Raw genomic sequence first — 6456 nt, 5'->3', positions numbered from 1 at the left:
TCAAGATAAGATTTCCCACCGCAAGGGTAAGACCCCAGAAAGACTATCTGGTTGATAGGTCGAAGGTGTAAGTGCAGCAATGTATTTAGCTTATCGATACTAATAGGTCGAGGACTTGACCAATATTTATTTGATGTTCATTGATTAAAATATATATGTAGTTTTTAGAGTGCTAACTCTAAAGAATCTAGTTTACTAGTTTCAATAACTTAATAGTAATATTAAGCATAAAGATTATGTGGTTACAATAGCAGAGAGGATACACCTGTTCCCATTCCGAACACAGAAGTTAAGCTCTCTAGCGCTGATGGTACTTGGTGGGAAACTGCCTGGGAGAGTAGGACGTAGCCACGTAATTTTTTTGAGTAAATTTATAAAAAATAAAAAATTTTTATTTTTTGTGTTTAGACATGGCAAATTTGGGACATAATATAATTGTAAAACTTAATAGCAAAAATAAATTACTCAATCTCCCCCACTTAAAGGCCTCTATCCCCCATAGAGGTCTTTTTTATTATGTCTAATTTGCTATATCAGTTATTTTATTTATTTTAATTCTATCTTATTAGTCAGTATATTTATTTAAGTTTAGTATAATTTAACAGAAAATATATGTGATTTAACATCTATTTTAATAAATTTACTATATGTTCACTTTGTCTTAATATGTCCTTTACAAATAAAGAGTATTATTAATTTATAAGTAAATCGTATGACTAAACAAAGTATTTTGAGGAGGATAAAAAATGGCAGATATAAAACTAGAAAATGTCACAAAATCTTATGATAAAAAGAACACTGTTATAGAGAACTTGAACCTTACTATAGAAGATGGTTCTTTTACGGTATTGGTAGGCCCAAGTGGTTGTGGAAAATCTACTACACTAAGAATGATTGCTGGGCTTGAAGATATAACTTCAGGTAATTTAAAAATTGAAGAAAATGATGTAACAAGAACTGATGCAAGTAAGAGAGATATAGCTATGGTATTTCAGAATTATGCATTATATCCACATATGACTGTAAAAGAAAATATAGAATTTGGTTTAAAGAATAAAAAAGTTCCAAAAGAAAAAAGAGAAGAACTTATAACAGAGGTTATTGATATAGTTGGATTACAAGAATATTTAAATGTAAAGCCAGGAAATTTGTCTGGAGGACAAAGACAGAGAGTAGCATTAGCTAGAGCAATGGTTAAAAATCCAAAGGTATTTTTAATGGATGAACCATTATCAAATTTAGATGCAAAACTGAGAAATCAAATGAGGACAGAATTAATACAGTTACATCAAAAATTAAAATCTACATTTGTTTATGTAACTCATGACCAAGTCGAAGCAATGTCAATGGCGGATAAAATAGTTATAATGAACAAAGGAAAGATAATGCAAATAGGTTCTCCAAAAAAAATATATCAAGACCCTAAAAATTTGTTTGTGGCACAATTTATCGGAAATCCTTGTATGAACATATTAAATATGAAGGATAATATCAAACTTGGATTTAGGCCTGAAAAAGCTGTATTAGAAAGTATAAATATAGATATAAAAAATGATGATACTTTTAATTTACTTGGAAAGGTTATAACTAAAGAGGTATTAGGAAACGAAACTATATACTGTTTATCTGTTCTTGACAGTGAAGTAAGGGTTAAAACAGAAAACGATATATTTGATATAGGGAAAACTTTGAAAGTAAATGTATTAGAAAAGGATTTATATTATTTTAATAAAGATGGGCAAAGAATAAATGATATAAAAGAATGTAAGAATATGTATTCTAAAATCAAAGGAGATATTTATGAAAAAGCAATTTAATAAAGCATATTTGTACATAACACCTGCAATTATAGGAACTTTACTGTTTATAGTATATCCAATAATTAAGACAATATCGCTGAGTTTCAAATCAGGAAGTCTTCTTAGTTCAACTTTCGAAAATGTAGGATTAAATAATTACACAGAGCTTTTAAAAAATCCAGAGTTTATACAAACTATAACGAATACTGCAATTTATACTTTTTTTATGGTAATTATATCTATATCACTAGCTATAGTACTTGCTGTTTGGTTAAATAAAAACTCTATAATACACAATTTGACACAAAGTATAATCTTTACACCACATGTAATTTCACTAGTATCTGTAGCTGTATTGTGGCTTTGGATTATGGAGCCACAATATGGCTTTTTAAACTGGATACTGTCAACATTGCATTTACCAACATCAAAATGGCTTTCAAGTGAAAGTTCAGCTTTAATGTCATTGATTCTAATAGGAATATGGAAAACTCTTGGATACAATATTTTAATCGTGTTATCAGGTCTTAAATCGATACCAAACTATATATATGAGGCTTCTAAACTAGACAATGCAAACAAGATAACGAATTTCTTTAAGGTAACATTGCCATTATTATCGCCAACAATATTTTTTCTCATGATAACAACAACAACAGCATCATTTCAAGTATTTGACGAAATAAGCATAATGACACAAGGTGGTCCATTAGGTTCAACTAACATGTTATCTTATTATATATATGAGTCTGGATTTATATATTACGATATAGGGCAAGCAAGTGCAGCAAGTATGTTTTTATTAGCCATAGTTATGATTGCTACATATGCTAATTTCAGACTATTATCAAAAAAAGTTCATTATCAATAAATAAAAAATATATATTATAAGGCGTGTTAAAAAGGAGGACAAAATGGACATTATAAGACCTATTAAAAAAGATAAAGCTGATATAAAGAAAATAGTATCAAAATCAATAGAAGTATTAATTCTACTACTTTTATCTGCAATATTTATATTCCCTTTTATATGGATGCTGTCAACATCTTTTAAAAACCCACAAGAAATGATGCAACTACCACCTACAATAATACCAAACGATATAGTACTAGGAAATTATACTACAGCATGGAATTCAGGACCATTTTTTAGATATTTATTAAATAGTATCTTTGTGACAGGTAGTATTTTAATCGTACAGTTTTTAGTGATGGTTCCTGCAGCTTATGCATTTTCTAAGATTAAATTTAGAGGTGAGAAGGTATTGTTTGGACTATTACTCATAGGACTTATGATTCCTCCACAAGTAACTTTTTTACCTGTATATATGATGATGAGTAAATTTGGATTTATAAATACATATGTGCCACTTATAATTCCATTTATGACATCTTCATTTGGTATATTTCTGCTTAGACAAAATTTTATGCAGATATCAGATGAGATTATTGAAGCAGCTAAATTAGACAATACTTCGGACTTAAAAATAATGTTTAAAATAATGGTTCCTATGGCAAAACCAGCAGTAATAACATTTATATTATTTAATTTTATATATCATTGGAATAACTATTTCTGGCCTTTAGTAATGACAAATACAGATGCAATAAGGACTTTACCAATTGGAGTAGCTCTTCTTAAATCTTCAGAAGGAATTACTGCATGGAATGTAATAATGGCAGGAAATATAATTTTAATTTTACCAATAATTCTTGTTTATATATTTGCAAATAAAAAAGTAAAAGAAGCTTTTATGTATTCAGGAATAAAATAAAAAGTCAAAAACTAAATTTGGAGGATGGAAATGAAGCTTAAAAGAAAATTAGCAACAGGATTAGCAATAACATTATTATTAGGTTCTTTAGTTGGGTGTTCAAATTCTAATGACTCAAATACATCTAAAGGAGAAAAGACAGATAGCAATATTACAAAGATAGATTTCTGGGCACCTTTGGGTGGAACTAATGGTGAAACAGCACAAAAAATGGTTGACCAGTTTAATAGTGAACATAAAGACATACAAGTAAATATGCTAAAACAAAAAGATTACTATGAAAATGCAACAAAATTACAAGCTGCATTAACTTCTAAAGACCAACCAGATGTAACATTATTAGAAATAACTCAAACAGGTACATTTGCATCAGCAGGAGCTTTAGTAGATATGAGTAAATACTTTGATAAGGCATACCAAGAAAGATTTTTTTCTGGTCTTCTAACAAATTCATATTATGAAAATAAGTTTGTTGGTATGCCATTTAATAGAAGTACACCAATACTATACATAAATAAGGATATGGCAGTTAAAGCAGGCCTTGACCCTTCAGGACCAAAGTCATGGGAAGAACTTAAAACATATGCTAGTAAAATGACAAACAAATCAGAAGATACTTATGGATTTGAAACTCCAATAGATATTTGGTTCTATGAAGCTATGGTAATGCAAAGTGGAGGAGAAATAACTGATGGAAAAAAAGTAGCATTCAATAATGAAGCAGGTCAAGCACCAGTTAAATTCTGGCAAGATATGATGAAATCTGGAATAATGAAAATGCCACCTGGTGAAGATTATAATGCTTGGGATGTAGCAAAGCAAGATTTTGTAAATGGTAAAGTTGGTATGATATTTACATCAACAGCAGATTTAGCAGGTCTTATGCAACAAACAGACGGTAAGTTTGAAATATCAACAGCATTTTTACCAAAAAATCAAAAATATGCAACGCCTACAGGGGGAGCAAACTTAGTTATGCTTGAAGGTGGAACAGACAAAGAAAAAGATGCAAGTGCAGAATTTATGGAATGGATGACTCAAACAGATAAAATAGTTCAATTTAGTTCATCAACAGGATATCTGCCAACAACTGAAGATGCAACTAAATCAGAAAAATTACAAACATTGTATAAAGAAAAGCCACAATATAAAGTCGCAACTGACCAATTACAATATGCTGTTGCCCTTCCAATGTTAAATGGATATAAAGAAGCAACTGATAAGTTAATGGATGAGATTAAAAAAGGTCTTACTGATTTAAATGTGGCGCCAAAAGATGCAGTAAGCAAAGGAACTTCTGCGATGCAAGCAGTAATAGACAAGACTAATAAATAATTATAGACAGGTATGAAATGTTGATAAAATATCACCTGTAACATATATAGATTATAGATTGATTGAACGTATCCAATAATATATGAATGAAGAGGTAATGTAAATGACAAAAGTTATAGTATTATCAGTAGATTCTTTATTTGAAAAAGATTTAGAATTTGTAAAGAATCTACCAAATTTTAAATCTATCTTAGAAAATTGTTCTATGGTGAAAAATATAAATTGTGTATATCCAACTTTAACATATCCTTGTCATACAAGTATGGTTACAGGAGTATATCCTAAAAAACATGGAATATATCATAATGAAAAATTTGACCCAAATAAAGAAAATAAAGATTGGTATTGGTATTCAAAAGATATAAAAGTAAAGACAATTATAGATGTAGCAAAGGACAATAATCTGACTACTTCTAGTATCTTATGGCCTGTAATGGGTGCAAATCCAAATATAGATTATAATATTGCAGAGATATGGGCTCCTAATAGAGAAGATGACCCAAGAGAAGTTTTTGAAAAAAGTTCAAGTAAGGTTATAATGGATAGTATTTATGATAGACATTGTCACTATATTGATTGGAAATTAGAGCCTAATATGGATTTGTTTGGAGTAAATTGTGCTATAGATGTAATAAAAGAATATAATCCAGATTTAGTGTTAATACATCTAGCAACTTTGGACCATACACGACATAACCATGGTTTGTTTAATGAAAAAGTAAATGAAGCCTTGAAAATGAATGATAAATGGTTAGGAGATATAATTCAAGCTACAAAGGATGCAGGTACATATGAAGATACAAATTTTATAATACTTGGAGACCATGGTCATCTTAGAGTTGATAAAGTTGTAAATCCAAATGTTTTACTTAAATCACATGGATTTATAACAGTAGAAAATGGAGTAGTTAAGAATTTTGATGCCTATGTAAATTCGTCAGGTATATCAGCACAGATAATAGTAAATAACCAAAATAGATTAGAAGAGTTGAGAGTATTGCTTGAAGAGTTTAAAGAAGAATTATTTATAGAGAATATATTTACCAAAGAAGAAGCATCCAATCTTGGACTTGAAGGCGACTTTGAAATGGTAATTGAAGGAATTGAAGGAATTTCATTTGGAAATGATTTAGAAGGAAATATTATAAAGGATTCTGATATAAAAGATTACAAGTTTGCTGTTGCTACACATGGTCATTTACCTACTAAGGGGAATAGACCTCCGTTTATAGCTTTTGGACCTAAAATAAAAACAGGCGTAGTAAAGGAAGAAGGCGACTTAAGAGCTCATGCAGCAACTATATTAAGACTATTCGATTTGAAGCTAGACGGAGTTGAAAAAGAAGCATTTGATTTCATTATATAAACTGGATAAAGTATTTATTTTCCATTACTTATAGACTTCTATTATAAAGATAGAAGTCTTTTTTTATATTTTAGATTTAAGTAAAATTTAAATGGGTAAAATATTTAAAATAACTGAAACAATTCTAGAAAGGTATGATATAATAATACATGTTAGGAACTAATGTTCGAAAAGAAGGAGT

General features: G+C 29.3%; 5 protein-coding genes and 2 rRNA genes. All 7 read left to right on the top strand.

Features of this window, described 5'->3' with window-relative positions; genetic code table 11:
* Window positions 1–123: ribosomal RNA gene (locus tag IC175_RS07005) — 23S ribosomal RNA — on the top strand; the annotation flags it as partial.
* 114 nt (window positions 124–237) lie between these two features.
* A 5S ribosomal RNA gene (rrf, locus tag IC175_RS07000) occupies window positions 238–354 on the top strand.
* Between the two features lie 392 nt (window positions 355–746).
* Window positions 747–1817 carry an ABC transporter ATP-binding protein gene (locus tag IC175_RS06995; RefSeq protein ID WP_227851339.1) on the top strand — a complete coding sequence of 357 codons (1071 nt, stop codon included), beginning with the start codon at window positions 747–749 and terminating at the stop codon, window positions 1815–1817.
* Window positions 1801–2670 carry a carbohydrate ABC transporter permease gene (locus IC175_RS06990; RefSeq protein ID WP_227435546.1) on the top strand — a complete coding sequence of 290 codons (870 nt, stop codon included), beginning with the start codon at window positions 1801–1803 and terminating at the stop codon, window positions 2668–2670. Before IC175_RS06995 ends, IC175_RS06990 begins: the two co-directional genes overlap by 17 nt.
* 43 nt (window positions 2671–2713) lie before the next feature.
* Window positions 2714–3574, top strand: coding sequence for a carbohydrate ABC transporter permease (locus IC175_RS06985; RefSeq protein WP_227831770.1), 861 nt, complete (start codon window positions 2714–2716; stop codon window positions 3572–3574).
* A 30-nt stretch (window positions 3575–3604) separates the two neighbouring features.
* Window positions 3605–4909: an ABC transporter substrate-binding protein gene (locus IC175_RS06980; RefSeq protein WP_227481803.1), complete on the top strand. Its 1305-nt coding sequence runs from the start codon at window positions 3605–3607 to the stop codon at window positions 4907–4909.
* A gap of 103 nt (window positions 4910–5012) precedes the next feature.
* Window positions 5013–6275, top strand: coding sequence for an ectonucleotide pyrophosphatase/phosphodiesterase (locus tag IC175_RS06975; RefSeq protein WP_227851338.1), 1263 nt, complete (start codon window positions 5013–5015; stop codon window positions 6273–6275).
* The last annotated feature ends 181 nt before the right edge of the window (window positions 6276–6456 follow it).

The sequence above is a fragment of the Clostridioides sp. ES-S-0123-01 genome (genome assembly GCF_020658415.1).
In the GTDB taxonomy this organism is placed as follows: domain Bacteria; phylum Bacillota; class Clostridia; order Peptostreptococcales; family Peptostreptococcaceae; genus Clostridioides.
Note: the sequence above shows the minus strand (reverse complement) of the source record. Positions and strands in the feature narration are given on the sequence as shown.

Excerpts from the sequence above, each read along its gene's own strand:
- IC175_RS06995 (WP_227851339.1), top strand. The coding sequence starts at position 747 with ATGGCAGATATAAAACTAGAAAATGTCACAAAATCTTATGATAAAAAG.
- IC175_RS06990 (WP_227435546.1), top strand. The coding sequence starts at position 1,801 with ATGAAAAAGCAATTTAATAAAGCATATTTGTACATAACACCTGCAATT.
- IC175_RS06985 (WP_227831770.1), top strand. The coding sequence starts at position 2,714 with ATGGACATTATAAGACCTATTAAAAAAGATAAAGCTGATATAAAGAAA.
- IC175_RS06980 (WP_227481803.1), top strand. The coding sequence starts at position 3,605 with ATGAAGCTTAAAAGAAAATTAGCAACAGGATTAGCAATAACATTATTA.
- IC175_RS06975 (WP_227851338.1), top strand. The coding sequence starts at position 5,013 with ATGACAAAAGTTATAGTATTATCAGTAGATTCTTTATTTGAAAAAGAT.